16 protein-coding genes and 1 other RNA gene are annotated in these 23,648 nt (G+C 61.9%); 5 read left to right on the forward strand and 12 right to left on the reverse strand.

The genetic code is table 11. The annotated features are described in order from the left end of the window. Positions 1–67 precede the first annotated feature (67 nt). From recR to dnaX, 4 genes are all read right to left on the reverse strand, one after another. Positions 68–670 carry a recombination mediator RecR gene (gene recR / locus EGM97_RS08395; protein ID WP_238965208.1) on the reverse strand — a complete coding sequence of 201 codons (603 nt, stop codon included), beginning with the start codon at positions 668–670 and terminating at the stop codon, positions 68–70. Positions 671–736: 66 nt separating this feature from the next. Further along, a complete protein-coding gene (locus EGM97_RS08400; RefSeq protein WP_238965209.1) occupies positions 737–1,771 on the reverse strand; it encodes an NADP-dependent oxidoreductase in 1,035 nt (344 codons plus the stop codon). Between the two features lie 264 nt (positions 1,772–2,035). Next, a complete protein-coding gene (locus EGM97_RS08405; protein ID WP_053153324.1) occupies positions 2,036–2,374 on the reverse strand; it encodes a YbaB/EbfC family nucleoid-associated protein in 339 nt (112 codons plus the stop codon). A gap of 64 nt (positions 2,375–2,438) precedes the next feature. Next, a complete protein-coding gene (gene dnaX, locus EGM97_RS08410; protein ID WP_238965210.1) occupies positions 2,439–4,484 on the reverse strand; it encodes a DNA polymerase III subunit gamma/tau in 2,046 nt (681 codons plus the stop codon). A gap of 142 nt (positions 4,485–4,626) precedes the next feature. Between dnaX and EGM97_RS08415 the strand changes: the two genes are divergently transcribed. Continuing rightward, a complete protein-coding gene (locus EGM97_RS08415; RefSeq protein WP_238965211.1) occupies positions 4,627–5,391 on the forward strand; it encodes a substrate-binding periplasmic protein in 765 nt (254 codons plus the stop codon). Here EGM97_RS08415 and EGM97_RS08420 read toward each other — a convergent pair. Next, positions 5,343–7,085, reverse strand: a complete 1,743-nt coding sequence (locus EGM97_RS08420; RefSeq protein WP_238965212.1) for a putative bifunctional diguanylate cyclase/phosphodiesterase — start codon at positions 7,083–7,085, stop codon at positions 5,343–5,345. The genes EGM97_RS08415 and EGM97_RS08420 overlap by 49 nt on opposite strands. 331 nt (positions 7,086–7,416) lie before the next feature. Here EGM97_RS08420 and EGM97_RS08425 point away from each other — a divergent pair, with 331 nt between their 5' ends. After that, positions 7,417–7,731: a helix-turn-helix domain-containing protein gene (locus EGM97_RS08425; protein WP_232775382.1), complete on the forward strand. Its 315-nt coding sequence runs from the start codon at positions 7,417–7,419 to the stop codon at positions 7,729–7,731. Between the two features lie 134 nt (positions 7,732–7,865). Here EGM97_RS08425 and EGM97_RS08430 read toward each other — a convergent pair whose 3' ends face one another. From EGM97_RS08430 to EGM97_RS08460, 7 genes are all read right to left on the reverse strand, one after another. Continuing rightward, positions 7,866–8,504 (reverse strand): Pr6Pr family membrane protein, encoded by a 639-nt coding sequence (locus EGM97_RS08430; protein ID WP_238965213.1) that lies wholly within the window; start codon positions 8,502–8,504, stop codon positions 7,866–7,868. A gap of 265 nt (positions 8,505–8,769) precedes the next feature. Continuing rightward, positions 8,770–8,866: signal recognition particle sRNA small type (ffs, locus tag EGM97_RS08435), an RNA gene on the reverse strand. A 279-nt stretch (positions 8,867–9,145) separates the two neighbouring features. After that, positions 9,146–10,306 (reverse strand): zinc-binding metallopeptidase family protein, encoded by a 1,161-nt coding sequence (locus tag EGM97_RS08440; protein WP_238965214.1) that lies wholly within the window; start codon positions 10,304–10,306, stop codon positions 9,146–9,148. 250 nt (positions 10,307–10,556) lie between these two features. Further along, positions 10,557–12,914: an NAD-dependent DNA ligase LigA gene (gene ligA / locus EGM97_RS08445; protein ID WP_238965215.1), complete on the reverse strand. Its 2,358-nt coding sequence runs from the start codon at positions 12,912–12,914 to the stop codon at positions 10,557–10,559. A 133-nt stretch (positions 12,915–13,047) separates the two neighbouring features. Beyond that, positions 13,048–13,890, reverse strand: a complete 843-nt coding sequence (zipA, locus tag EGM97_RS08450; protein ID WP_238965216.1) for a cell division protein ZipA — start codon at positions 13,888–13,890, stop codon at positions 13,048–13,050. Positions 13,891–14,142: 252 nt separating this feature from the next. Further along, the gene (smc, locus tag EGM97_RS08455) at positions 14,143–17,631 is read right to left on the reverse strand and encodes a chromosome segregation protein SMC (protein ID WP_238965217.1); all 3,489 of its coding nucleotides are present in this window, start codon (positions 17,629–17,631) and stop codon (positions 14,143–14,145) included. Positions 17,632–17,633: 2 nt separating this feature from the next. Further along, complete coding sequence (locus EGM97_RS08460) at positions 17,634–18,293, reverse strand: GntR family transcriptional regulator (RefSeq protein WP_238965218.1); 660 nt, start codon at positions 18,291–18,293, stop codon at positions 17,634–17,636. A gap of 363 nt (positions 18,294–18,656) precedes the next feature. Here EGM97_RS08460 and xdhA point away from each other — a divergent pair, with 363 nt between their 5' ends. The 3 genes from xdhA to xdhC all read left to right on the forward strand — a co-directional run bounded on the left by xdhA (position 18,657) and on the right by xdhC (position 23,628). Further along, a complete protein-coding gene (gene xdhA, locus EGM97_RS08465) occupies positions 18,657–20,111 on the forward strand; it encodes a xanthine dehydrogenase small subunit (protein ID WP_238965219.1) in 1,455 nt (484 codons plus the stop codon). After that, on the forward strand, positions 20,104–22,503 hold the full coding sequence (xdhB, locus tag EGM97_RS08470) for a xanthine dehydrogenase molybdopterin binding subunit (protein WP_238965220.1): 2,400 nt from the start codon (positions 20,104–20,106) through the stop codon (positions 22,501–22,503). The genes xdhA and xdhB overlap by 8 nt, the downstream gene beginning before the upstream one ends. Before the next feature lie 288 nt (positions 22,504–22,791). Beyond that, complete coding sequence (gene xdhC, locus EGM97_RS08475; protein ID WP_238965221.1) at positions 22,792–23,628, forward strand: xanthine dehydrogenase accessory protein XdhC; 837 nt, start codon at positions 22,792–22,794, stop codon at positions 23,626–23,628. Positions 23,629–23,648: the final 20 nt, after the last annotated feature.

Genomic DNA, 23,648 nt, shown 5'->3' on the forward strand with positions numbered 1-23,648 from the left:
AGATTTATTTGGCTGACACATCGCTTTCGCGAGCAAGCCCGCTCCCACAGTGGGTTTTGGGTGGCTTTTAGAGGGTAATCGGCTTGCGCCCGGCAAACGAATGCGCCAGCGTCCCGCCATCCACCAGTTCCAGCTCGCCCCCCAGTGGCACGCCGTGGGCGATGCGGGAAGCGACCAGGCCTTTGTTGCTCAGCAACTGGGCGATGTAGTGGGCCGTGGCTTCGCCTTCCACCGTTGGGTTGGTCGCCAGGATGACTTCCGTGAAAGTCCCCGCCTCTTCGATACGCGCCATCAGCTCCGGGATGCCGATGGCTTCCGGCCCCAGGCCGTCGAGCGGCGAGAGATGGCCCTTGAGGACAAAATAACGACCTCGGAAACCGGTCTGCTCCACGGCGTACACATCCATCGGCCCTTCCACCACGCACAGCACGCTATCGTCCCGACGTGGATCGGCGCATTGCGGGCAGAGGTCATCCTCGGTGAGGGTGCGGCACTGGCGGCAATGCCCCACGCCCTCCATGGCCTGGCTAAGGGCCTGAGCCAGTCGCGAACCGCCGCTGCGATCACGCTCGAGCAATTGCAACGCCATGCGCTGGGCAGTTTTCTGACCCACACCTGGCAAGGTTCGCAGGGCATCGATCAGTTGGCGAATCAAAGGGCTGAAGCTCATCGAGGAAATGTCCGACATAACAACGAGACGCGGTTTATACCCGCGCCTCTGACCAGCGTCAAATACTCAATCTCGCGCCACTCGTACCACCAGCTTGCCGAAATTGCGCCCTTCCAACAGCCCGATGAAGGCCTGCGGCGCATTCTCGAGGCCATCGACCACATCCTCGCGGAACTTGACCTTCCCCTCCCGCACCCACGGCGCCATGGCACTGAGAAACTCAGGCTGCCGGTCACCGTAGTCGTCGAACACGATAAATCCCTGCATCCGCACTCGTTTGGTCAACAGGGTTCGCTGTAATTGCGGCAAGCGATCCGGGCCACTCGGGGCGTGTTGATCGTTGTAGGAAGCAATCAGTCCGCAGAGCGGGATCCGCGCCCTGGCGTTGAGCAATGGGACGACAGCATCGAAGACCTTGCCGCCGACGTTTTCATAATAGATGTCGATGCCCTTGTCGCAGGCCCGGGCCAATGCCTCGGCAAAATCCGGACGCTTGTGATCGACGCAGGCGTCAAACCCCAGTTCATCGACCACGTACTTGCATTTGTCACTGCCTCCGGCCACGCCGACGACCCGCAACCCTTTGATCTTTGCCACTTGGCCGACCACCGAACCCACCGCGCCCGAAGCCGCCGCCACCACCAGAGTCTCTCCGGCCTTGGGCTGCCCAATGTCCATCAATCCCATGTAGGCGGTCATGCCCGGCATACCTAATACGCCCAGAGCCATCGACGAGCTGGGCAGCCCGGACGGAATGGGGATGACATTACGACCATCGCTGATGCTGTGACTCTGCCAACCCGTAACGCCTACCACCAGGTCGCCTTCCTGGAATTTCGGATGCATGGAGCGCTCCACGCGGCTGACAGCACCACCGGTCATCACTCCGTCGATTTCCACCGGGGCGGCGTAAGACGGCGCATCGCTCATACGTCCGCGCATGTAGGGATCCAACGACAGGAACTGTGTTTTGAGCAGGATTTGCCCTTGCACAAGGTCAGGCAACGTCACTTGCTCGATACGGAAATTGTCCTGGGTGGGCGCGCCTTTGGGGCGGGAAGCGAGGACGATACGCTGATTGGAAATCGATGCTTGTGACATGGGCGTTCTCCTTGATCGTTAGTGGTAGACCTATAGGGAGCAGACCTTCTTGAAGGGGATAGCGTTCGATGTTCTTGCCGTTGGACTGCGCTGCTCGCATCCACAGAGTCCGCTGGCGGGCACCCATGTTGTATTCACCCCCAGCCACTGAGGGAGCGAGCCTGCTCCGGGCGGCGATCCGACGATAGCCATCTCAAGCACAAACAAAAATGCCAGGCGCGATGCCTGGCATTGTGTGTAGCCCATCCCTGCCGGGATGGCGAATCAGAACGGCAGTTTCATGCCCGGCGGCAGTTGCATGCCAGCGGTCATGCCGGACATCTTTTCCTGGCTGTTGGCTTCGATCTTGCGCACGGCGTCGTTGACGGCGGCGGCGAACAGGGCCTCGAGCATTTCCTTGTCGTCTTCGCTCAAGCCTTCAACCACACTCGGGTCGATGCTGACGCGCTTGATGTCGTGGCGACCGGTCATGACCACGGTCACCATGTCGCCGCCGGACTTGCCGGTGACTTCGGCGTTGGCCAGTTCTTCCTGCATCTTGGCCATTTTTTCCTGCATCTGCTGCGCCTGCTTCATCAGGCCGGCCATGCCACCTTTCATCATGGGAATCACCTCGAAAGTACTTGGATAGACACGGCGCCCGGCCCATTCGGCCCGGCGCCTTCAGTTATGAGCCCTGGGTAACCGGGGCCTCGACAGGTTCGATAGTATCGTGACGGACCACGGCGCCGAACTGTTGCATCATCTGCTGGATGAACGGATCGTTGTGGATCGACTCCTCGGCTTCACGCTGGCGATCGGCACGGCGACGGGACGCAGCCTGGGCCGGCGTCTCCTGTTCGGGCTTGATCAGCTCGATGGTCAAGGTCAGCGTGCGTTGATGGTACTGGTTCAGCGCATCGTTGAGACGGCGCTGCTGGGTCGCGTTGAACAGCGCGCTATGCGCCGGATCCAGATGCAGCAACCAATGGTCGCCCTCCACCGCGATCAGCGTGCAGTTGGCGGCGATGCTGCCGGTCATGCCGGAGATCGGCAGTTTCGGAAACAGCTCCAGCCATTGCAAGGCCAAACCGGTGGCCGGCATCGCGGCAGGTTCCGGCTCGGGCTCAGGCGTCGGCTCGGCAGTGTGCTCGCTGGCGAGATCGTCCAGGTAGCTGTAGGCCGAATCCATGTCCGGCTCGATGTAGTCCTCATCCAATGGAGGCTCATCATCCAGGTCCATGCCGGGCGTGGCGACGTCAACATCGGCCGCCGTTGGCTCGGGCATCGGTGCGGCGACCCATTCGGGCGCATCGGGCACCACGCTGTCGGGCGTCGGCATGGGCATCGGTGGTAATTCGGGCTGCTCGGCGGCGGTGTCCAGCATGGGCTCCACAGCGGGTTGCTGGACGATCTCGGGCTCGACCGGATCGTTCCAGGGCAGGTCGATGACTTCTGCAGCCACGGGTTCGGGAGCCGGCTCGACGACGGGCTCAGGCGTCGGGGCCGGTTGCGCAACGGGCGCTACAGCCGGAGCCGCAGCGACTGCCGCCGCCACTACAGGCGCGGCAGCCACTGGCTTGACGGAATCAGCTGTGGCCTGGCTGATCCCCACTGGCTTTAGCGTCGGCCTCGGGGCGTCCGCCGCGTCGGCGGGCCGGAACGCCAACATCCGCAGCAGCACCATTTCGAAACCGCCTCGCGGATCCGGTGCCAAAGGCAAGTCACGACGGCCGATCAGGCCCATCTGGTAATAGAACTGCACATCTTCGGCCGGCAACGCCCGGGCCAGGGCCAACACACGATCACGGTCGCCATGGCCGTTGTCGACGCCGTCGGGCAGGGCCTGGGCAATGGCGACACGGTGCAACACGTTGAGGATTTCCGAGAGCACGCCATTCCAGTCCGGCCCTTGTTCGGCCAAGTGACGTACCGCCTCAAGCAACGCCTTCGCGTCGCCTTCGATCAGCGCATGCAGAACGTCATAGACCTGGCCATGATCGAGAGTGCCGAGCATGGCCCGCACATCGGCAGCCATGACCTTGCCTTCACCAAAGGCGATGGCCTGGTCGGTCAGGCTCATGGCATCGCGCATCGAACCGTCGGCGGCGCGGCCCAGCAGCCACAGCGCATCGTCTTCGAACGGTACGTTCTCGACACCCAGCACGTGGGTCAGGTGTTCGACGACCCGCTCCGGCGTCATGTTCTTCAGGGAGAACTGCAGGCAGCGGGACAAAATCGTTGCAGGAAGCTTCTGCGGATCCGTGGTCGCCAGGATGAACTTGACGTAGGGCGGCGGTTCTTCAAGGGTCTTGAGCAGCGCATTGAAGGAATGGCTGGAGAGCATGTGCACTTCGTCGATCAGGTAGACCTTGAAGCGCCCACGGCTCGGCGCGTACTGCACGTTGTCGAGCAGCTCGCGGGTGTCCTCGACCTTGGTGCGGCTGGCGGCGTCGATCTCGATGAGGTCGACGAAACGGCCCTCGTCGATCTCACGACAGACCGAACATTCGCCACACGGTGTCGAGGTGATACCGGTTTCGCAGTTCACGCATTTGGCGATAATCCGCGCAATGGTGGTCTTGCCCACGCCCCGGGTGCCGGTGAACAGATAAGCATGGTGCAGGCGCTGGCTGTCCAAGGCATTGATCAGAGCCTTGAGCACATGGGTCTGGCCGACCATTTCGCGGAACGAGCGCGGACGCCATTTACGTGCAAGAACCTGATAACTCATCGAAAACCGTCGCCACTGGAAAGCAGAAGCGGCTAATGCTAGCGGAGCAGGGGCGAAATTGCATCCGGTGCGCTCGTCTAATCTGACTAAGCTGTGTTCAAGGGCTCGGTTGTCGACACGGTTTGCAGGATCAGGAGAGCTTATGCACGGGACCTTGGGGGCGTTGCTGTTATGGAGTACCAGTTGTCTCGCTGCCGAAATACCCTTGCGCTTTGCCATTACCGATGGCTGGGCCATGCCCATGGTGCAGATCGAACGTGGCCGCCCGACCCAGGGCATACTCCCTGACATCATGACCAGCCTGGCGACTCAGGTGGGGATGCCGGCGGAGTTTCACGTCCTGTCCCGCGCCCGGTTGGGCGCTGCCATGAGAAACGGCGAGGTCGATGTACGATGTTACGTCAGCCCCGCCTGGGTGGACGACAGGGACGATTACCTGTGGAGTGTCCCGCTGTTCTTCCAACGTGACTTGCTCGTCGGCACGGCAAGCGCGCCCGCAAGCGTGTCACCGGCGGCCCTGACGCAACAGCCGGTCGGTACCGTACTCAGCTATACCTACCCGACCTTGCAACCCCTGTTCGACAGCGGCCAGCTGCGGCGCGACGATGCCCGCAGCCAGGAACAGGTACTGGCGAAGTTACTCGCCGGTCGCTATCGCTACGGTGTCAGCAATCAATGGGCGCTGGACTGGTTCAATCAACGGCATACCGCTGACCGCCAGCTGCATGGGGTGGCCGTGCTCCAGGAGCAGGAGCTGAACTGCTACCTGCGCAAGGACCCTGACATCCCGGCGCAGCGCATCCTGGACACCTTGCAAAAAATGAAAGCGTCAGGGGAAATCGACGCGATCATCCAGCTCTATACCGGTCGCAAAGCCGAATCGGAGGCCGAAACCGATGCGCCTTGAAGGCCGGGTCGCGGCTTCCATTGCGGTGGCTGAACAAACCGGGCCACCCACCCCGGGATTTGCTCGGGCGGCATGGGCCGGGCGATGAAATAGCCCTGGGCCACTTCGCAGCCCAGTCGTAATAACAGTTGCCCATGTTCAAGACTGTCCAACCCCTCGGCCACCACTTGGCGGCCAAACGCCTGGGCCAGGCCGATGACAGCCCGGGTCAAAGCCAGGTCATCGCGATTTTCGAGAATGTCGCGCACGAAGGTCTTATCGATCTTGATGGTCTGTGTGCGCAGATGCTTGAGATCGTTGAGCGAGCAATGCCCCGTACCGAAGCCCCCCAATGAAAATCCTACGCCCAGGGCCTGACAAGCCTGGAGGCAGGCGCTGACGTGCGCAAGGTTCTCCACCGCGACGGATTCGACGATTTGCAGGTCCAACAGGCGCGGCGACACCGTCGGGTACCGCTCCAGCACCTGCCGCAACCGCTCGACGAAGTCCGTGCGCTGGAAATGCCGCGCCGAGATATTGATACTCACCGGCCACCCCTGCCCCGCTTGCAGCCACCGTTGCAACAGGGCCATGACCTGTTCCATGACCCACTCGCCGATCTCGACGATCAGGTCGTTTTCTTCCACCAGCGGCAGAAACTCGCGGGGTGGTACGAGACCGCGTTGCGGATGTTTCCAGCGCAGCAGCGCTTCGAGCCCGACCACGGTGCCGTTGCGCATATTGACCTTGGGCTGGAAATGCAGCCGCAACTCGTTGCCAGCCAACGCCTGGCGAACCCGTTCGACAGACTGATAAGTGGCTCGCACCTCCTTGTCCCGGGATACATCGAACAAATGGAAACGATTGCGGCCACTTTGCTTGGCCACGTACATCGCCTGGTCGGCATGACGCAACAGGGTCTCGGCGTCCTCATTGTCCCCAGGAAACAACGTGACCCCAATGCTGGCAAAGACCTTGATGCTCTTGCCATCGATGGCATACGGCGCCGAGACGGCGATCAACACGCGGTTCAGCGCCCCGCGCAACTCATCCAGCCCACGCACGTGGCGCAACACCAGTACGAACTCATCCCCGGCCAGCCGGGCGACCACGTCTTCGCCCCGAACAATACTGCGCAGCCGCCTGGCCACCTCCACCAGCAGCCGATCACCACTGGCATGGCCGTGCCCATCGTTGACGGCCTTGAAACCGTCCAGGTCGAGCATACAGACCGCCAGCGGAATATCCTCCGCCCGGGAAAACGCCAGGGCCTGGTCCAGCAAGTCCGACAGATAAGTACGGTTGGGCAGTCCGGTCAGCACATCGTGCCCGACCCGCCATTGCAGGGCATGCAACTGCCGACGCTTTTCGCTGACATCGAAGCGAATCGCCAGATAGCGCTCGATTTGCCCCGTTGCCTCATCCGTGACCGGTACCACGGTCGTATCGACCCAGTGCAACGTACCGTCCTTGGCCCGGTTACAGATTTCCCCTTTCCAGACCTGCCCCAGGGCTATGGTGTTCCACATCGCGCCAAAGAATTCGCCAGGGTGATGGCCGGAATTGAGCAGTCGATGATTGGCCCCCAGCAACTCATCGCGTCGATAGCCGAAGAGCTGACAGAACTGATCGTTGACGTAGGTGATACGTCCGCTCAAATCGGTTTCGGAAAAAACAACGGCTGCATCAACGGCTCTGCGGTACTTCTTATCCATCGAAGCAGTCATCCATGAGTCATGGCTCATCTGTCGCGCGCGGTTGCAGCACTTGCGGAGCGGGGAAAACCCATCCGCATCTGACACCGGGGAATCAGGTGGGGCGCAGGCGGTACAGCCGAGAGGGTCAGGCTTCTACCGTTCGTCGCCACAATAAACGCAACGCCCATCTTTTCGCACATCCCGGTGTCTGTAACAGGCCATCAAAGCCACGTGCCAAAGCCCGATTCTACGAAACACATCACATTTTGCAAAGCAAGGTGATGGAACATGCGGTTGCCTAATGCAAAAATCTATCGTTAAGTTCTTGATTCTAAATGGGAATTGAGCGATGCAAATTTCGAGCTTGGGTGCAGCCATCAGACGCTATCGCAAAGTAGCGGGGCTGACTCAGGCTGAACTGGGTGAAAGGGCCGGGTTTGACCCCAAAACCATCAGCCGTTTCGAAACCGGCACCTACACCCCCAGCATCGAAGCCCTGTTCCTGCTTGCCAACGTCCTGGACGTGCAATTGAAGGCCTTCTTCGCCGACATGAACGACGAAGACGAACAGCGAGCCTACCTGTTTGGCGTCATACACAGAGCCACCTCGAAGGACCTCGGGAAGCTGATTGCCGCGGTTGATCAGGCATTGTCCAAACCTTAGGACACGACGCCAAACCTGTGGGAGCGAGCCTGCTCGCGATGCATTGTACCAGTCGGCATCGATGTGGCTGATCCAACGCATCGCGAGCAGGCTCGCTCCCACAGAAGTCACCATTCAATCAGCCAATCAGCCAATCAGCGGTCGCCTTTTATCCGATCCACCGCGACCACCACCAACGACACCACCACAAATCCCAGCAGCACCATCGCCGCATTGCCAATCGCCTGCGCATACCCCAGCCGATCCACTTCGATGAACGGATACGGATAGGCGCCAACGAGATGTCCACGTAGCAGGGCATAGATGAAATAGGCCAGCGGATACAGCAGCCACGGCCAGATATTGCTCCAGTGCAGCCCCTTGGGTACGCAGAACCACCAATAAACCACGAACACCACCGGCATCACGTCGTGCAGCAGCTCGTCGGCAAGCCATTGCCAGCCCTGGGGATCCCACACGTTGCGCAGCAGCAGGTTGTACGCGATCGAGACCAACACAATCGCGGCCGCCACGCCGCCTTGTGTCGAGGGCAGCAGAAAGAAACGCCGCAGCGCCGAATCCCCCGTGGTCGCGGCACAGGTCAACACCACCGCCACCAGGATATCGGTGAGTATCGTGAAATAACTGAAGAAGATGTCCAGGCCACCCAGCAGACTTTTGTCGCCCTGCCATCGCGAAATCAGGATCAGGCAGAGTTGAAGGAACAGCGCAAACCATGCCAGCACAGCTGCCAGCATCACAGCCGCATTACCCCGCCTTTGCGTTAACGCCATGTCGTCGCTCATCACGTTGCCCTCCGGCTACGTGGCAGCTGCGACTGCGAAGTCCCGAAGGATGGGCGTTCATGACAGGCTGCCGGTTGAGCGAGACCGTAGGAAAGGGTGGCAGTGGATTCTACTGTCAGTTGTGACAGTTCCGACGGACGGTCATGGCTCAGACAGCACGATACATCGAGCGAGGCCCGATCAAAAAGGAAGATATAAAGAAAAAAAGCCTTGCGAATGCAGGCTTGGACGTACTTTGGCGTTATGGAGGCAACCCCACCAGCCACACCCCGGCACACAATGTTCCCGCTGTGGCTGCTTCCTTCCGGATCTGACCAGGTTCACGGGTAATCGTTGCGGGGGGACCGATGGGGTCACCATAACGACGCCCGCCTGACGGCGAGCCGCGCCATTGTACCTATCTGACGGGAAGTTACAACCATTCAGGACGGATTAAAAAAACGAAGGTGTTCAAGTACTTGCTATGGAGGCGGAGAGGATTTTTTCGGCTATTGCGAAGAGCCCTGTGGGAGCGAGCCTGCTCGCGATGCGGTGTGTCTGGCGACTTTGATGCGGCTGATACTCCGCCATCGCGAGCAGGCTCGCTCCCACAATAAATCGAGCCGTTCCGACAACCGTATCGCCTATCGCTACAGCAAGACCTCATCCGCCCGGCCGCCCTCTTCCTGGATTACCAAATGGATGAAATGCAGTTTAGTGATGACGGCCGCCGGGAGAACGAACGGGTAGAAATCCGGCTGGCCCATGCTGCGGGACAGTTCGTTGAGCATGCCGGCCAGTTCGATCCAGGCATTGACGAATGAGAGGAAGGCCGTGCCTTCGGCGTGTTCGGGGTCGAAGAGGGTTTCGGGCGGGAACGGTTGGTAGTCGAAATCCAGTTCCCGGGCGCTCATGCCAAAACCCAGGGCGGTGTCCACCGCGTCCACCATGTGCAGGTAGTGGGCCCAGGTTTCGGCCCAGTCTTCCCAGGGATGCATGGTGGCGTAGGCGCTGACGTAACGGGTTTGCCAATCCTGTGGCGCGCCTTGTTGGTAGTGCCTTTCCAGGGCATCGGAATAGCTGGCGCGCTCGTCGCCAAAGAGCCCGCGAAACGCCTCGAGCCAATGGCTGTTGGCGATCAACCGATCCCAATAGTAATGCCCCACTTCGTGGCGAAAATGTCCCAGCAAGGTGCGATATGGCTCGCGCATTTGCTGGCGGACATGTTCACGGTGGGCGTCGTCGGCTTCCTTGATGTCGAGGGTGATCAAGCCGCTGGCATGGCCGGTGGTCGGCGGCATGCCGTCGGGGTCGACGCCGATGAAATCGAAGGCCAGCCCGACGTTTTCATCGACGCTTTTCGGGACAACCGGCAAACCAAGGGTTATCAGCTGCGCCACCAGACGGCGCTTGGCGGTTTCGACCTTGCGCCAGCGTTCGGGATTTTCCGGGATCGACAGATCGGGGATGGTGCGGTTCAGGCTGCAGGCGATGCACAAGGTGTCGTGGTCATTGGCCGGCAACAACCAGTTGCAGGCCGCCGGGGTGTCGAGGTTGGCGCAGCGGCGGAACAGTCCGGCCTGTGGATCGGCGTCCAGCGTCCAGGTGCCAGGTTGCTCGCCGGGCTGCAGGGACGAGAGTCGGCTCTGCTCCGGCTGATACCCCAATGCTGCCAGGCAGGCCAGGCATTGGCTGTTGCGAAAGAACAAGGATTGGCCGCAGCGACACGGCCAGACCTTGCTATTGCGCGAACGGTCGCCCACGAAGGGCGCGGCGATGCGTGAACTCAGCTGTTCGAAGAAGCGGAACATGGCGATCTCTCCCTGGAGCCTGCAAGACTAGATCGTCTTCTGACCGAGACGTTCAGGCCGGCCCCCCCCCTTGTGGCGAGGGGATTTATCCCCGTTGGGCTGCGAAGCAGGCCCAAAGCCCTGCGACTCGGTGTATCAGGCTGATTGAGTCGCCTGTGTTGGGGCTGCTGCGCAGCCCAGCGGGGATAAATCCCCTCGCCACAGGACCATGTTCCCGGACCAGACAGGACCGCTTCCGACGTTATGTAGGCTAGACCGGAATGCCATGCTTACCCAGAAACACCACGAACGCCTCTTCATCCAACACCTTGATCCCCAGCTCGTTGGCCTTGGCCAGTTTCGAACCCGCGCCCGGCCCGGCCACCACGCAGTGAGTTTTCGCCGACACGGAGCCGGCCACCTTGGCGCCCAGGCTTTCCAGCTTGTCCTTGGCGACATCGCGGCTCATCAGCTCCAGGGACCCGGTCAGCACCCAGGTACGCCCTGCTTCCGGCAATCCTTCGACGACTTTCTTCTCGCTCTGCCAGTGCATGCCGAAGTCCCGCAGCTGTTTCTCCGCGGCCTCGGCCTGCTGGCGGTTTTCGGCGACGGCGAAGTAATCCCGCACGGCGTTGGCCTGCTTCTCCGGCAGGGCCTGGCGCATGTCCAGCCAGTCCGCGTTCATGACCGCTTCGAGGGAGCCGAACTTGTCCGCCAGTTTCTGCGCCCCGCCCGGCCCCACCGAGGGGATGTTCAGCTTGTCCAGGAAACTGCCCAGGGTAGTGCTGGCGGAGAATTCGGCGCCCAGCTCGCCCTGGTCCTGGATATCGAGACCATGGCGCAACAGCCCCTCGATCACCTGACGGTTATGTGGGTCTTCGAAGAAGCTGTGGATCTCATGGGCCACTTCCAGGCCCACGTCCGGCAGATAGGTGAGCACCTGGGGCAAGGCCGCCTGCACGCGCTCCAGCGAACCCAGGGAGCGAGCCAGGACCTTGGCGGTTTCCTCACCCACGTCCGGGATGCCGAGGGCGAAGATGAAACGCGCCAGGCTCGGTTTCTTGCTGTCGGCGATGGCCGCCAACAGATTCTTGCTCGACAGTTCGGCGAACCCTTCCAGGTCGACCACTTGTTCGAAGGTCAGCGCATAGAGGTCGGCGGGCGAGCCCACCAAGCCCTCGTCCACCAGTTGTTCGACGCTCTTTTCCCCCAGACCTTCGATGTCCATGGCCCGACGCGACACAAAGTGAATGATCGCCTGCTTGAGCTGCGCCCCGCAGGCCAGGCGTCCGACGCAGCGGTACACCGCGCCTTCGCTGACGGTTTCGCGCCCCTTGCTGCGTTTGATCAATTGCGTGCGTTCCACATGGGAGCCGCAGACCGGACACTGCTTGGGCACGTCCACCGGCCGGGCGTTATCCGGACGGCGCTCGGTGATCACCTGCACCACCTGCGGGATGACGTCTCCGGCGCGGCGGATGATCACCGTGTCGCCAATCATCAACCCCAGGCGCGCCACTTCGTCCATGTTGTGCAGCGTGGCATTGGCCACGGTCACGCCGGCCACCTTGACCGGCTTGAGCCGTGCGACAGGCGTTACCGCCCCGGTGCGGCCGACCTGGAACTCGACGTCCAGCAATTCGGTGAGCTCTTCGCTGGCCGGGAATTTATGGGCGATGGCCCAGCGCGGCTCCCGGGCACGGAAGCCCAGTTCGCGCTGGGAGGCAATGCTGTTGACCTTGAATACCACGCCATCGATCTCATAGGGCAGCGCGTTGCGCCGCTCGCCGATGTCGCGGTAGTAGTCCAGGCATTCGTCGATGCCATGAGCCAGTTTCAGTTCGCGGCTGATGGGCAGGCCCCAGGCCTTGAGCTGCTTGAGGTTGCCAATGTGGGTATCGGCGATGTCCGCCGTCACCTGGCCGATGCCGTAGCAGCAGAACTCCAGGGGCCGGTTGGCGGTGATCCTGGAGTCGAGCTGGCGCAGGCTGCCGGCCGCTGCGTTGCGCGGGTTGGCGAAGGTCTTGCCGCCCGTCTCCAACTGCGTGGCGTTGAGCCGCTCGAAACCGGCCTTGGACATGTACACCTCGCCCCGCACTTCCAGCACGGGCGGCCAGCCGCTGCCCTGTAGCTTGAGGGGGATGTTGCGCACGGTGCGCACGTTGACGCTGATGTCTTCGCCTGTGGTGCCGTCACCCCGGGTGGCACCGCGCACCAGCAGGCCGTCCTGATACAACAGGCTGACCGCCAGGCCATCGAGTTTCGGTTCGCAGCTGTATTGCACCGCGGCACCGCCACCCAAGAGATCCCCCAAAGGCAGGTCGAGACCCTCGGTCACCCGGCGGTCGAACTCGCGCATGGTGTTCTCATCGAAGGCGTTGCCCAGGCTGAGCATCGGAATTTCGTGACGCACCTGGCTGAACGCCGACAGCGCCACGCTGCCAACCCGTTGAGTCGGGGAATCGCTGGTCACCAGTTCCGGGTGCTGTTCTTCCAAGGCCTTGAGCTCATGGAACAGCCGGTCGTACTCGGCGTCCGGAATGCTCGGTTCATCGAGGACATGGTAGCGGTAGTTGTGCTGATCCAGCTCTGTACGCAGCTCTAGGATGCGGGTTTCGACGGCATTCATGGTGTTCTCTCATAAAACAAAAGAGCAGCCGAGGCTGCTCTGTTTTTCAATCACGGGGGCGCGCTTCGCACCCCAGCGGGAGCAAGCTCCCTCGCCACAAAAAGCCCTCGGCCAGCGAGAGCCCTTTCATCTGTCAGCGCTTCTGGGTCAGCGCCCGGCGTTCGAATTCGACGATGCGCTGGCGATAATGCTCGATGGTCTGGGCCGTCAGCACGCTGCGCTGGTCGTCCTTCAGCTCGCCATTGAGCTCCTGGGACAGCTTGCGCGCCGCCGCGACCATGACGTCGAAGGCCTGCTTGGGATGCCGCGGGCCAGGCAGACCGAGGAAGAAGCTCACCGCCGGGGTGCTGAAGTGGTCGATGTCGTCCAGGTCGAACACGCCAGGCTTGACGGCGTTGGCCATGGAGAACAACACCTCGCCATTGCCGGCCATGCTTTCGTGACGGTGGAAGATGTCCATCTCGCCGAAACGCAGGCCGCTTTCCAGGATGTTCTGCAACAACGCCGGGCCCTTGAAGCCGCCCGGATCGCGGCAGATGACGCTGATGACCAATACTTCTTCGGCCTGGGCTTGTTCCTTGTCGCTGCTGGGAGCCTTGCCCTCGTCCGGGAAGTCATCGCGGCTGTTGAAGCTCGGCCCGCCGTCCAGATCCAGGTTCAGATTCAGGTCGCCCTGGGACGGCTCGCTGTTGCGCTTGCCACGCTTGGAACCCGACTCCCGAGGCTCACGTACTGGCGCACTCACCGAAGGCAGGTCATGCTCATCCAACTGCGGCTCCTTGTGGGTGTCCAGCACCCGGGGTGGGCCCAGCAGTTCGGCATTGTCGTCCTCATCCGGCAGGTTCGACAGGCTGTGGTCAAGGCGAAACTTGAGCTTGCCCTTGCCGCCGCGCATGCGACGCCAGCCGTCGAAAAGAATACCGGCAATGACAATGATGCCGATGACGATCAGCCACTCGCGCAGACCGATTTCCATGTAATCCCGTGCCTCTATAAAAATGCTGAAAAATAAGGGGCTTAGCTATTTGCAAACCGCTTTAAAACGTGGCGCCAACTCTATGTTCTGAATGGCGTTTTGCCCACGCACAGAAAAAAATTGCTCTTAAACTAGCATGACCAACAGCCACAAGCTACATAACAGCAGCTTCGAGCTTCAAGCCGCAAGCTACAAGTCGAAGCCACATTGCTTGCAGCTTGCCACTTGAGGCTTGTCGCTCGCCGTCAGGCGCTAGGCGTCCACCATCGCCATGGCCTCCTCGACATCCACCGCCACCAGCCGCGAACAGCCCGGTTCGTGCATCGTCACCCCCATCAACTGATCGGCCATTTCCATGGCGATCTTGTTGTGGGTGATATAGATGAACTGCACCGTTTCGGACATTTCCTTTACCAGCCGTGCGTAACGGCCCACGTTGGCGTCATCCAGCGGTGCATCGACCTCGTCGAGCATGCAGAACGGCGCCGGATTCAATTTGAAGATGGCGAACACCAGGGCCAACGCCGTCAACGCCTTTTCACCGCCGGAGAGCAAATGAATGGTGCTGTTCTTCTTCCCTGGAGGACGCGCCATGATGGTCACCCCAGTATCGAGTAGATCTTCGCCCGTCAGTTCCAAGTAAGCGCTGCCGCCACCGAAAACTTTCGGGAAAAGCGCCTGCAAACCGCCGTTGATCTGATCAAAGGTATCCTTGAAGCGATTGCGGGTTTCCTTGTCAATCTTGCGGATGACGTTTTCCAGGGTTTCCAGCGCTTCCACCAGGTCGGCGTCCTGGGCGTCGAGATAACGCTTGCGCTCGGACTGCTGCTCGTATTCGTCGATGGCCGCTAGGTTGATCGCCCCCAGGCGCTGGATACGCGCGGCGATGCGCTCCAGCTCTTCTTCGGCCTCCTTCTCGCTGGCACCGGCCACCAGGGTGGCGAGCACGCCGTTGAGGTCGTAGCCGTCTTCCAGCAACTGATCCTGCAAGGCTTTGCGGCGCACCGTCAGGGCCTGCCATTCCAGGCGCTGCTGCTCCATCTGGCTGCGGATCAGCTGGGATTGCTGCTCGGCCTGGCTGCGGCGCTTCTCGGCGTCGCGCAATTCGCGGTCGGCGTCTTCCATGGCGATCTGCGCGGTCTTGAGTTCTTCATCGACACTCATGCGCTTATCGAGCAGCTCTTCGAGCTTGAGGCGCAACTCTTCCAGCGGCGCCTCGCCCTCCTCCAGGTTCAGGCTCAGCTGTTCGCGTTTTTCGGTCAGGCGCTCGGACTGCATCTCCAGGCGCTCCAGGGCCTGGCGCGTGGAATCGTACTGCGCCTTCAGCGAGCCGAGGCGCACCGCCAACTGATGGGCATGGTCCTTGTGCTGACGGGCTTCCTGGCGCACTCGATCGAGGCGCTCGCGCAAACTGTCACGCTGGGCCAGCAACAGCTCGCGCTGTTCGGTATCCACCGCCATGGCATCGAGAGCCTCTTGCAATTGCAGGCGCGCTTCGCCGATCTGCTCGTGCTCCAGGGCCCGTTGCTCGCCCAGCTCGGCGATTTCCTCTTCCAGGCGAGTGCGACGCAGGGCCAGTTGTTCGGCCTTGGCTTTGCCGGCCGATAATTGGGCCTTGAGCTCACCCTGCTGGCGGGCTTCGTCCTGCAACAATCGACGCAGATGTTCGCGGCCGTTCTCCTGCTGACGCTGCTGCGCTCGCAGGTTTTGCAATTCCATTTCCAAAGCTTCGACGCTGGCTTCGCGCTCTTCGCGCTCTTCGCCCAGACGCTGGATTTCCTGCCCCCGGGCAAGCACGCCGCTCTCGGCTTCGCTGGCCCTGCGCACCCGCAGGAAATGCCGGCCGACCCAATATCCATCGCGGCTGATCAGGCTCTCGCCGGCAGCCAGTTGCCCGCGTAAGGCCAAGGCCTGTTCGAGGCTGTCCACCGGCTTGACCTGCCCCAGCCACGGCGATAGATCCACCTGGGCCTCGACTTTGTCCAACAGGCTACCCGGAAACCGCACGCCGTCGCCGGCCGGGCTGAGCAGGCGCAGATCGCCCTGGGTGAAGCTCGACAGATCGATGCCACCGAAGTCGTCTACCAGCACCGCTTGCAGATCGGCACCCAGCACGGTTTCCACTGCCAGCTCCCAACCGGCATCGACCTTCAGGCCCTCGGCCAGCCGCGGGCGCTCGGCCAGATGCTGGTCGCGCAGCCATTGCGCGGTGCCGGTACCCGGGTCGAGCGCGGCTTGCTGCAAGGCTTCCAGGGAGGCAAGACGACCGTTGAGCCGCTGCAACTCACCCTGAGCCTGCTGCTGGTTCTGCAAGGCCAGTTGCAAAGCATGGCGCAGTTGTTCCAGCCGTTCGACCTGAGCGTCTTCACTGGCCTGCAAGTCTTCGAGGGTGGCCTCGCTGGCGGCCAGTTGTTCACTCAGCTCCTGGATTGCCGCGTCTTCCGGGTCCGCCGCGAGCAGCGCGCGCTCTTCGGCCAGGCGTCGCTGACGCTCGGCCAGGCGCTCCATGCTGGTTTCCAGTTGCTGGATACGCGACTGCTGGACCTCGGCCTGACGGCGCGGCTCGGCGGACGTCAGGTTGAAACGGTCCCATTGCTCCTGCCAACCGTGCATGGTCAGCTCGGCCTCTTCCAGGGCCGCGGAGGCTTCTTCGGCGGCGGCGCTGGTGATTTCCTGTTCCGGTGTGAGCCTGTCCAGTTCTTCGCCGAGGGTCAGCAGCAAGGTCCGGTCGTGGCCCAGGTGGGATTCGGTTTCCAGCCGCGCCCGCTCGGCTTCCTTCAGGTCGTCCTGCAATTGGCGCAGCCGTTGCTGGCCGTGCTGGATGCTCTGTTCGACCCGGGCGATGTCGCCACCGACCGAATAGAAGCGGCCCTGCACCAGGTTGAAGCGCTCGGACAGTTCATGATGGCCGTCGCGCAAACGCTCGATGGCGGCATCGGCGTTGCGCTGTTCGGCCACCAGGGCTTCGAAACTGACTTCCTGGTTGCCGATGATCGCCTCGCGCTGGCCGACCTGTTCGTTCAACGCTTGCCAGCGCAGGGCCGAGAGCTGGGCCTTGAGCTGGCGCTCTTCGCCCTTGTATTCCTGGTATTTGCGCGCGGCTTCGGACTGGCGGTGCAGGCGTTCGAGCTGGCGGTCGAGTTCTTCGCGCAGGTCGGTGAGGCGAGCGAGGTTTTCCTGGGTGCGACGGATCCGGTTCTCGGTTTCCCGGCGTCGCTCCTTGTATTTGGAAATGCCCGCGGCTTCTTCGATGAAGTTGCGCAGGTCCTCGGGCTTGGCCTCGATCAGCTTGGAGATCATGCCCTGTTCGATGATCGAATAGCTGCGCGGCCCCAGGCCGGTGCCGAGGAAAATATCGGTAATGTCGCGACGCCGGCATTTGGCGCCGTTGAGGAAATAGCTGTTCTGGCTGTCGCGGGTCACTTTGCGACGAATGGAAATCTCCGCATAGGCGGCGTATTCGCCCACCAGCGTACTGTCGGAGTTGTCGAATACCAGCTCGATGCTTGCCTGGCTCACCGGCTTGCGACTGGTGGAGCCGTTGAAGATGACGTCGGTCATCGACTCGCCGCGCAGGTTCTTGGCCGAGCTCTCACCCATCACCCAGCGCACGGCGTCGATGATGTTCGACTTGCCGCAGCCGTTGGGCCCCACCACCGCCGCCATGTTACTGGGGAAGTTCACCGTGGTCGGGTCGACGAAGGATTTGAACCCCGCCAGCTTGATGCACTTGAGTCGCACGTTCAGGCCGCCGTCAGGGCAGAAACCACCAGATCGCAACTGCGCTGGGCGTAGGCCGTCAGCACGATACGAATCTGCGGCAGATCACGGGCCAGCACGGCGGCCAGCAGACGCTCGAACAGATCGAGGTACTCGTTCATTTCCGCCTTGCGTTGCTCCAGGGCCAGGAAATACGCACGGCTCATGGCCGGCTGCAGGTTCTCGACGGTCTCCTGCAAGTACGGGTTATTGGCGAACGGATAGGCAGCACGCATTACGCTGAAGCTTTCATCGACGAAGGTACGGATGTCCTGGCGAGCGTAGGCGTCCTTGAGACGTTGCTGGATCTCGAGGAACGGCGCCATGTCGGCCGATTCTCGCCAGCCATGGGCCACGGCATTGCCCAGCAGGATGTACAGCTCGCTCATCATCGTGCAGAGGCTGCGCACATTGTGTTCGGTGAGTTCAGTGACGTGGGCGCCACGGCGCGGCAGGATCGCGATCAGGTGGCGTCGTTCCAGGATCAACAGGGCCTCGCGGACCGAACCACGGCTGACATTGAGCGCCAGGGTCACTTTCTGTTCCTGGATGCGCTCTCCCGGCTTCATCTCGCCGCGAATGATGCGCTCGGCGAGGTGATGGGCGATTTGCTCGGCGAGGCTGTCCGGGGCCTTGAACGTCATGGTTGTCCTTCAAACTCTTCGATTTGCACAAGCGGCGCAGTGTAGCGCACTCGATACGTCATGGCGCAGGGCCTGCACCGGGTTTTTGGCACGATATAAGCAAATTTCACTGCCAAAGACCTTGTGGGAGCGGGCTTGCTCGCGAAGAGGCCCGTTTATCCGCAGGAAATTCTTTCGGCAGCACCACCGCCTTCGCGAGCAAGCCCGCTCCCACAGGGTTTTGCGCTTAACTGAAGGATATAGCGTGTTGATCGACAAAAGGCATTTTCCTGACCTGTAAGTCAAAAATTAATTGACCGAAAAGTCAGAACTGATAAATTCATCCCACGTCGATACAACAATAATGAATCTGCGAGGCCTTCCGTGATCCAGTTTTTACTCAACCAGGAACTCCGAAGCGAGCACACCCTGGACCCGAACCTGACGGTGCTCAATTACCTGCGTGAGCATGTCGGCAAGTCCGGCACCAAAGAAGGCTGCGCCAGCGGCGACTGCGGTGCCTGTACCGTGGTGACCGGCGAATTGGACACGGACGAAAATGGCCAGGAGCGCATCCGCTACCGCAGCCTCAATGCGTGCCTGACCTTCGTCTCGTCCCTGCACGGCAAGCAACTGATCACGGTCGAAGACCTCAAGCATCAAGGCCGATTGCACAGCGTCCAGCAGGCCATGGTCGATTGCCATGGCTCCCAATGCGGCTTCTGTACCCCCGGTTTTGTGATGTCGCTGTTTGCCTTGCAAAAGAACAGCGAGCACGCCGACCCCCACCAAGCCCATGAGGCCCTGGCCGGCAATCTGTGTCGTTGCACGGGCTACCGGCCGATCCTGGCCGCCGCCGACCAGGCCTGCTGCGGCAGGCAACCGGACCAGTTCGATGCTCGCGAGGCCGAAACCATCGCCCGCCTCAAAGCCATCGCACCGAAGGAGACCGGCGAGCTCAACAGCGGCGACAAACGCTGCCTGGTGCCGCTGACCGTGGCCGACCTGGCCGACCTCTACGACGCCTATCCGCAGGCGCGGCTACTGGCCGGCGGCACCGACCTGGCCCTGGAGGTCACCCAGTTCCACCGCACCCTGCCGGTGATGATCTACGTAGGCAATGTCGCCGAACTCAAACGCATCGAGCGGTTCGACGACCGTCTGGAGATCGGTGCCGCCACTGCGCTATCGGATTGCTATGAGGTTCTTAAAGCCGAATACCCGGACTTCGGTGAACTGCTGCAGCGCTTCGCTTCGTTGCAGATCCGCAACCAGGGCACCCTGGGCGGCAACATCGGCAACGCCTCGCCGATTGGCGACTCCCCGCCCCTGTTGATTGCCCTCGGCGCGCAGATCGTGCTGTGCAAGGGCCAGGTCCGCCGCACCCTGGCGCTGGAGGACTACTTCATCGAATACCGGGTCACCGCCCGCCAGGAAAGCGAATTCATCGAGAAGATCGTCGTGCCCCGCGCCAGCGCCGAGCAGGCCTTCCGTGCCTATAAAGTGTCCAAGCGCCTGGACGATGACATTTCCGCCGTATGCGCCGCGTTCAACCTGCGGATCGACAAAGGTGTGGTCCGCGACGCCCGCGTGGCCTTCGGCGGCATGGCCGCGACGCCCAAGCGCGCCACCCATTGCGAGGCGGCCCTGATCGGTGCCCCGTGGAACGAAAGCACCGTCGAACGTGCCTGCACCGCCCTCGGCGAGGACTTCACACCGCTGTCGGACTTTCGCGCCAGTAAGGAATATCGCCTGCTCAGCGCCCGCAACCTGCTGCGCAAATACTTCATCGAATTGCAAACGCCGCACATCGAGACCCGGGTGACCGCTTATGTCTAACCATCACGTCGCAGAAAAGACCCAAGCCGAACTGGCCGAACTGTTCGCCCGCGACCTGACCACCGGCGTGGGCCGCAGCGTCAAGCATGACAGCGCCGCCAAGCATGTATCGGGCGAAGCGCAGTACATCGATGACCGCCTGGAATTCCCCAACCAATTGCACGTCTATGCCCGGTTGTCGGACCGCGCCCACGCGCGGATCCTGCGCATCGATACCACGCCCTGCTACGCCTTCGAAGGCGTGCGCATCGCCATCACCCATGCCGATATCCCGGGCCTGAAGGACATCGGTCCGTTACTGCCCGGCGATCCGCTGCTGGCCATTGATGACGTACAGTTCGTCGGCCAACCGGTGCTGGCCGTCGCTGCCAAAGACCTGGAAACCGCTCGCAAGGCCGCGATGGCAGCCATCGTCGAGTACGAAGACCTGGAGCCGGTACTGGATGTGGTCGAAGCCCTGCGCAAGCGTCACTTCGTGCTCGACAGCCACACCCATCAGCGCGGTGACTCGGCCACAGCGCTGGCGAACGCCGAGCATCGCATCCAGGGCTCGCTGCACATCGGCGGCCAGGAGCATTTTTACCTGGAAACCCAGATTTCCTCGGTCATGCCTACCGAAGACGGCGGGATGCTCGTCTATTGCTCGACCCAGAACCCCACCGAAGTGCAGAAGCTGGTGGCCGAAGTGCTAGGCGTGTCGATGAACAAGGTCGTGGTGGACATGCGCCGCATGGGCGGCGGCTTTGGCGGCAAGGAAACCCAGGCTGCCAGCCCGGCGTGCCTGTGCGCGGTGATCGCCCACCTGACCGGCCAACCGACCAAGATGCGCCTGCCCCGGGTCGAAGACATGCTGATGACCGGCAAGCGCCACCCCTTCTACATCGAATACGACGTTGGCTTCGACAGCACCGGACGCCTACAGGGCATCGCCCTGGAACTGGCTGGCAACTGCGGCTGCTCGCCGGACCTGTCGGCTTCGATTGTCGACCGGGCGATGTTTCACGCCGATAACGCCTATTACCTGGGCGATGCGACCATCAATGGCCATCGCTGCAAGACCAATATCGCCTCGAACACCGCCTATCGTGGCTTCGGCGGGCCCCAGGGCATGGTCGCCATCGAGGAAATCATGGATGCCATCGCCCGGCACCTGGGGCTCGATCCGCTGGCCGTGCGCAAGGCCAACTATTACGGCAAGACCGAGCGCAACGTCACCCATTATTACCAGACCGTCGAGCACAACATGCTCGAAGAAATGACCGCCGAGCTGGAAGAAAGCAGCCAGTACGCCGAACGCCGCGAAGCGATCCGTCGCTACAACGCCAATAGCCCGATCCTGAAGAAAGGCCTGGCGCTGACGCCGGTGAAATTCGGCATTTCGTTCACCGCCAGCTTTCTCAACCAGGCCGGTGCCTTGATCCACGTCTACACCGACGGCAGCATTCATTTGAACCATGGCGGCACCGAAATGGGCCAGGGCCTGAACACCAAGGTCGCGCAAGTGGTGGCCGAGGTGTTCCAGGTGGAAATGGACCGGGTGCAGATCACCGCGACCAACACCGACAAGGTGCCGAACACCTCGCCCACCGCCGCTTCCAGCGGTGCCGACCTGAACGGCAAGGCCGCGCAGAATGCCGCCGAAACCATCAAGCGGCGCCTGGTGGAGTTCGCGGCGCGGCAGTACAAGGTCAGCGAAGAAGACGTGGTGTTTCATAACGGCCATGTGCGGGTACGCGATCACATCCTGACCTTTGAGGCCTTGGTACAGCAGGCGTATTTCGCCCAGGTCTCGCTGTCCAGCACCGGCTTCTACAAGACCCCGAAAATCTACTACGACCGCAGCCAGGCCCGTGGCCGGCCGTTCTACTACTACGCCTTCGGGGCAGCCTGCGCCGAGGTGATCGTCGACACCTTGACCGGCGAGTACAAGATGCTGCGCACCGACATTCTCCATGACGTCGGCGCCTCGCTGAGCCCGGCCATCGACATCGGCCAGGTCGAGGGCGGCTTCATCCAGGGCATGGGCTGGCTGACCATGGAAGAGCTGGTGTGGAACGACAAGGGCAAGCTGATGACCAACGGTCCGGCCAGCTACAAGATCCCCGCCGTGGCGGACATGCCCCTGGACCTGCGGGTCCGGCTGGTGGAAAACCGCAAGAACCCGGAAGACACCGTGTTCCATTCCAAGGCCGTGGGCGAACCGCCGTTCATGCTCGGCATCGCCGCATGGTGTGCCATCAAGGACGCCGTGGCGAGCCTGGGGGATTACCGGCACCAGCCGAAAATCGACGCCCCGGCGACGCCGGAGCGAGTGCTGTGGGGGTGCGAGCAGATGCGGGGATTGAAGGCGGTCACGGCTGTGAAGCCTGAGACGGAAGTGGCTTCGCTCTAGACCCCGGCGCGGCCTTCGCGAGCAAGCCCGCTCCCACAGGGGAACGCGACCCATGTGGGGCCTGAGACGGAAGTGGCTTCACTCTAGACCGCGGCGCGGCCTTCGCGAGCAAGCCCGCTCCCACAGGGGAACGCGACCCATGTGGGACCTGAGACGGAAGTGGCTTCACTCTAGACCGCGGCGCGGCCTTCGCGAGCAAGCCCGCTCCCACAGGGGAACGCGATCCATGTGGGAGCGGGCTTGCTCGCGAAGACGCCAGAACGAACAACCCGAGATGTCGAGGTAAACATGTACAACTGGATCAGCGCCCTCGCCGACCTGCAAACGCGCGGCGAACCCTGCGTGCTGGTGACGATCATCGAAGAGCTCGGCTCCACGCCGCGCAATGCCGGTTCAAAAATGGTCATCAGCGCCAGCCAGGCGTTCGACACCATCGGTGGCGGACATCTGGAATACAAGGCCATGGAGATCGCCCGACAGATGCTCGCCAGCGGCCAGCAAAACACGCATCTGGAGCGCTTCAGCCTCGGTGCCAGCCTGGGCCAGTGTTGCGGCGGCGTCACGGTGTTGCTGTTCGAACCCATGGGTCAGGTGCAGGCACAGATTGCGGTGTTCGGCGCCGGTCATGTCGGCCGGGCGCTGGTGCCGCTGTTGGCGAGCCTGCCGTGCCGGGTGCGCTGGATCGATTCGCGGGAAGCGGAATTCCCCGAGCACCTGCCCCACGGCGTGCACAGGATCGTCACTGAAGACCCGTTGGATGAAGTCGACGAACTGCCCCCTGGCAGTTACTGCATCGTCATGACTCATAACCACCAGTTGGACCTGGAGTTGAGCGCCGCCATCCTCAAACGCAACGACTTCGCCTACTTCGGCCTGATCGGCTCGAAGACCAAGCGGGTCAAGTTCGAACACCGCCTGCGCGACCGCGGCTTCGACAGCAGCACCTTGCAGCGCATGCGCTGCCCGATGGGCATCGGCGAGGTCAAAGGCAAGTTGCCCGTTGAAATCGCTATCTCCATCGCCGGCGAGATCATCGCCACCTATAACGCGGATTTTGGCCAGCACACCTCACGCGCCGAACCCATCGCCAAGCTGCTGCCGGCTTCACGCCGCAGCCAGCGTTGACACCTCAATTGAGACAAGCT

The sequence above is a fragment of the Pseudomonas sp. AF32 genome, from assembly GCF_022342325.2.
GTDB lineage: Bacteria > Pseudomonadota > Gammaproteobacteria > Pseudomonadales > Pseudomonadaceae > Aquipseudomonas > Aquipseudomonas uvaldensis.

What these genes read in the sequence shown, in the direction of transcription:
- EGM97_RS08460 (WP_238965218.1), bottom strand. Translation starts at nt 18,293, where the DNA reads ATGACGTTCAAGGCCCCGGACAGCCTCGCCGAGCAAATCGCCCATCAC.
- ligA (WP_238965215.1), bottom strand. Translation starts at nt 12,914, where the DNA reads ATGAATGCCGTCGAAACCCGCATCCTAGAGCTGCGTACAGAGCTGGAT.
- EGM97_RS08420 (WP_238965212.1), bottom strand. Translation starts at nt 7,085, where the DNA reads ATGGATAAGAAGTACCGCAGAGCCGTTGATGCAGCCGTTGTTTTTTCC.
- EGM97_RS08415 (WP_238965211.1), top strand. Translation starts at nt 4,627, where the DNA reads ATGCACGGGACCTTGGGGGCGTTGCTGTTATGGAGTACCAGTTGTCTC.
- xdhB (WP_238965220.1), top strand. Translation starts at nt 20,104, where the DNA reads ATGTCTAACCATCACGTCGCAGAAAAGACCCAAGCCGAACTGGCCGAA.
- xdhC (WP_238965221.1), top strand. Translation starts at nt 22,792, where the DNA reads ATGTACAACTGGATCAGCGCCCTCGCCGACCTGCAAACGCGCGGCGAA.
- EGM97_RS08440 (WP_238965214.1), bottom strand. Translation starts at nt 10,306, where the DNA reads ATGTTCCGCTTCTTCGAACAGCTGAGTTCACGCATCGCCGCGCCCTTC.
- zipA (WP_238965216.1), bottom strand. Translation starts at nt 13,890, where the DNA reads ATGGAAATCGGTCTGCGCGAGTGGCTGATCGTCATCGGCATCATTGTC.
- EGM97_RS08400 (WP_238965209.1), bottom strand. Translation starts at nt 1,771, where the DNA reads ATGTCACAAGCATCGATTTCCAATCAGCGTATCGTCCTCGCTTCCCGC.
- EGM97_RS08425 (WP_232775382.1), top strand. Translation starts at nt 7,417, where the DNA reads ATGCAAATTTCGAGCTTGGGTGCAGCCATCAGACGCTATCGCAAAGTA.
- dnaX (WP_238965210.1), bottom strand. Translation starts at nt 4,484, where the DNA reads ATGAGTTATCAGGTTCTTGCACGTAAATGGCGTCCGCGCTCGTTCCGC.
- EGM97_RS08405 (WP_053153324.1), bottom strand. Translation starts at nt 2,374, where the DNA reads ATGATGAAAGGTGGCATGGCCGGCCTGATGAAGCAGGCGCAGCAGATG.
- EGM97_RS08430 (WP_238965213.1), bottom strand. Translation starts at nt 8,504, where the DNA reads ATGGCGTTAACGCAAAGGCGGGGTAATGCGGCTGTGATGCTGGCAGCT.
- recR (WP_238965208.1), bottom strand. Translation starts at nt 670, where the DNA reads ATGAGCTTCAGCCCTTTGATTCGCCAACTGATCGATGCCCTGCGAACC.